The 3,066-nt window shown below is 34.2% G+C and carries 4 protein-coding genes and 1 tRNA gene; 2 read left to right on the top strand and 3 right to left on the bottom strand.

Going from position 1 to position 3,066, the window contains the following annotated elements:
• Positions 1-918: Ig-like domain-containing protein (locus ACIQ6Z_RS09755; RefSeq protein ID WP_396210687.1), on the bottom strand; the 918-nt coding region annotated here is incomplete at its 3' end.
• Between the two features lie 133 nt (positions 919-1,051).
• On the opposite strand from ACIQ6Z_RS09755, the gene mce reads away from it, so the two are divergent.
• Together mce and ACIQ6Z_RS09745 are read left to right on the top strand one after the other, a co-directional pair.
• Complete coding sequence (gene mce / locus ACIQ6Z_RS09750) at positions 1,052-1,453, top strand: methylmalonyl-CoA epimerase (RefSeq protein ID WP_396210686.1); 402 nt, start codon at positions 1,052-1,054, stop codon at positions 1,451-1,453.
• A gap of 122 nt (positions 1,454-1,575) precedes the next feature.
• Positions 1,576-1,649 (top strand) — tRNA-Ile (locus ACIQ6Z_RS09745).
• 227 nt (positions 1,650-1,876) lie between these two features.
• On the opposite strand, the gene ACIQ6Z_RS09740 is transcribed toward ACIQ6Z_RS09745, so the two are convergent.
• Positions 1,877-2,548 carry a hypothetical protein gene (locus ACIQ6Z_RS09740; RefSeq protein ID WP_396210685.1) on the bottom strand — a complete coding sequence of 224 codons (672 nt, stop codon included), beginning with the start codon at positions 2,546-2,548 and terminating at the stop codon, positions 1,877-1,879.
• A 63-nt stretch (positions 2,549-2,611) separates the two neighbouring features.
• Positions 2,612-3,066 (bottom strand): riboflavin synthase (locus ACIQ6Z_RS09735; RefSeq protein WP_396210684.1); only part of this gene is annotated, 455 nt, incomplete at its 5' end.

Genomic DNA, 3,066 nt, shown 5'->3' with positions numbered 1-3,066 from the left:
ACGGTACCAAACCTGTAATGAATCTTTTTTAGGAAATTGAGTAACAATGGTTGGTACAATTTGTTCTTTATTTTTTAAGGTAATGCTGGGTCTATTTTCTTTTAGTTTTAAATTCCCTTCATAAGCCATAAGTAAACGATTTCCTGACGCTAGTGCAGGTTTGAATGCTTTAAACGGCAAATTCTCTTTGAATAATTCTAATTCGAATACGGTATCATTTGGCACCGAAATGAATTGTTTCAAAAAACCAATTTTATCTTTTTTTGAATCGAATTTATTGTTGGAATTGTAATCCTTCATGGCGACCAAAAGGTATTTTCCAGCTTTCAGATTTTCCAAACGAAATATCTTTAAACTGTCTAAGGTATTGGTAACGTAACGCGGCGTTTGTTTGTACACAATTGAGTCGTTGTAATTGGCGTTCACATCATACAACATTACCGAAACAAAGGACTCTACTTCTTTGAAGTAAGCGTCTTTTACTTTGCCACTAATAGCGAGAGAGTCGATCGTTTTTCCAGTAGAAAAAACATATTTAAATTGGTTCAAGGCATTTCCCTCGTTGTTATCTGTAATTCCTTGACCAAAGTTAAAACTGTAAGTTGTATTCTCTTCTAAGGTGTCTTTGATTGCGATAGTAATAATTTTACTTGGAGTACTTGGGATAATTAGGGGCTCATTTTTCATAGGTGGCGAAATAATAAGCTGCTTTTTCAAGTCCTTTAACTTGATGAATTCATCAAAAGCCAATTTAATAGTGTTGCCTTTAAAATCAGTACTAAAGTTTTTAGGAAAGCTGGCTTTCAATACTGGAGCGATAGTGTCTTTTGCGCCGCCAGTTATGTTGCCTCTTTTGGCACAACTAACGAAGAGGAGCAGCAATAAAGCAGTAGCGTATTTTAAAATGGTTTTGCCCATAACGAATTGAAAATTTGATGCCACAAAATAACAACTATATTTAATGGAATGGAAACTTTTTGTCGAAATATTCTGAGATGGGAATTGTAGAATTTACTTAAAATTCAGTATTTTTAAACTTTAATTGAATCCCATGAGAAAAATAGAACATATTGGAATTGCAGTACAGGATTTAGACGTTTCCAATGCACTTTTCGAAAAATTATTTGGCGCTCCAGCCTACAAATCTGAAGAGGTAGCAAGCGAAGGGGTAACCACCTCATTTTTTATGAATGGCCCAAACAAAATCGAATTGTTAGCAGCGACTACTCCCGATAGTCCGATAGCGAAGTTTATCGAGAAAAAAGGCGAAGGAATCCATCACATTGCTTTTGATGTGGAAGATATTGTATCCGAAATTGTCCGACTGCAAAAAGAAGGTTTTGTGGTGTTGAACGAAACGCCTAAGAAAGGCGCCGACAATAAACTAGTTGCGTTCTTGCACCCTAAAAGCACCAATGGTGTTTTGATTGAATTGTGCCAAGAGATTCGCTAATAGTATCCTCAGAATCAAGTGGTTTCTTTTTTGGAATTTCAGAAACGACTAGTTTTTTTAAAACTGCTTTAAAAATAGTTGCGGCAAATTAAAAATAGTAGTAATATTGCACACTCTAAACCGGTCCTATAGCTCAGTTGGTTAGAGCACCTGACTCATAATCAGGTGGTCCCTGGTTCGAGCCCAGGTGGGACCACAAAAAAGCCTTTCAAGAAATTGAGAGGCTTTTTTTATTTTCACCAACGGATTGAAATACGTTGTACGTTATGTGTCGTTGCCTGAGGCTCTCGAAGGCAACGCGCAAGAGCCATAGGCTCGATTTATTTTGGAACCTGAAACATCCCGACGCTTCGGGACAGGTTGCCAAAAGTTCTTTTCGGTCGAAATTACGTTATCGAATCCTATTTAAATTTTCAGTTGAATCTAAAGTGTATTTAAAAAATCAATTAATTCAATTAGATTAGATTCTTGACTAAATGATATTTTTTTGTCAGTTAAAAACGATTCGATTGATACTTGATTGTTTGGGAAAAGTTTTAAAAGTTCTGATTTCTTTTTTGGAAATTCTGTTAGGCCATCTGGCATTGAAATATAATACTTGCTTTTATCAATAACATATGAAGCAGGTTTTTCTTTACCATAAGTCGAATTAGGAATATATTCGGGTACAAATTTCACTTTTTCTTTTTTGTATAAAATATATTTTGGATCATTTAATTTATTCAAAATCATCAAATAACCACCCTTTTTCTCTTTACTATAATTTTCAAAATATTTATAAGAGTTATTGCCTAGCGTAATTATACATTTATCATTTTTTTCCACATAATATAATTTATCATCTTGCATGAATTCCATTTCCTCTTTAAAAACGTTATATCGAATTGGAGGTGTGGATTCTGACAAACAAGAAAACACAGAAGGTGAAAACTCTTTAATTATATATTGGGAACCTTCAATATTATTTGCAGCTTCATTAGATGGATTTGCATTTAAAAATATTAAATTCGAACTTTTAATCTCAAATGTAGCGTTTTGACTCCATAGACTGAATGAAAAAAGCAATACAAACAAAAACATAAATTTATTATACATAGTAGCGTTATTTAATATAAATGAAATCAAATTTACAAATTTAGAATTTAGGATCCATGTATTTTAAATCCGATTCTCGAATAAACGACTTACATACTTTCCAATCACATCAAATTCTAAATTAATAACAGTGCCAATTTTAAATTCGTTGAAATTAGTGTGTTCATAGGTATACGGAATAATGGCCACGCTAAATTGATTTGGTTTGGAATTAACTACCGTTAAACTCACTCCGTTTACGGTAATAGACCCTTTTTCAATAGTAATATTGTTCGCCGCTGGGTCGTATTCAAAAGTGTAGTGCCAACTTCCGCCAGCTTCTTCAATAGCAATACAAGTGCCAATTTGGTCCACATGTCCTTGCACAATATGGCCGTCCAAACGATCGCCCAATTTCATGGCGCGTTCTAAATTAACGGCATCGCCCACTTTCCAGTGTGCTAAATTGGTTTTGTTTATCGTTTCGGCAATAGCAGTAACGGTATAGGTATTGTCTTTAATGGCAACTACGGTCAAAC

This window comes from Flavobacterium sp. (assembly GCF_044376915.1).
GTDB lineage: Bacteria > Bacteroidota > Bacteroidia > Flavobacteriales > Flavobacteriaceae > Flavobacterium.
The sequence above is the reverse complement of the archived record's forward strand: the minus strand, read 5'-3'. Positions and strand labels throughout refer to the sequence as shown.

Coding starts and splice junctions, on each gene's coding strand:
- ACIQ6Z_RS09740 (WP_396210685.1), bottom strand. CDS start 2,548: ATGTATAATAAATTTATGTTTTTGTTTGTATTGCTTTTTTCATTCAGT.
- mce (WP_396210686.1), top strand. CDS start 1,052: ATGAGAAAAATAGAACATATTGGAATTGCAGTACAGGATTTAGACGTT.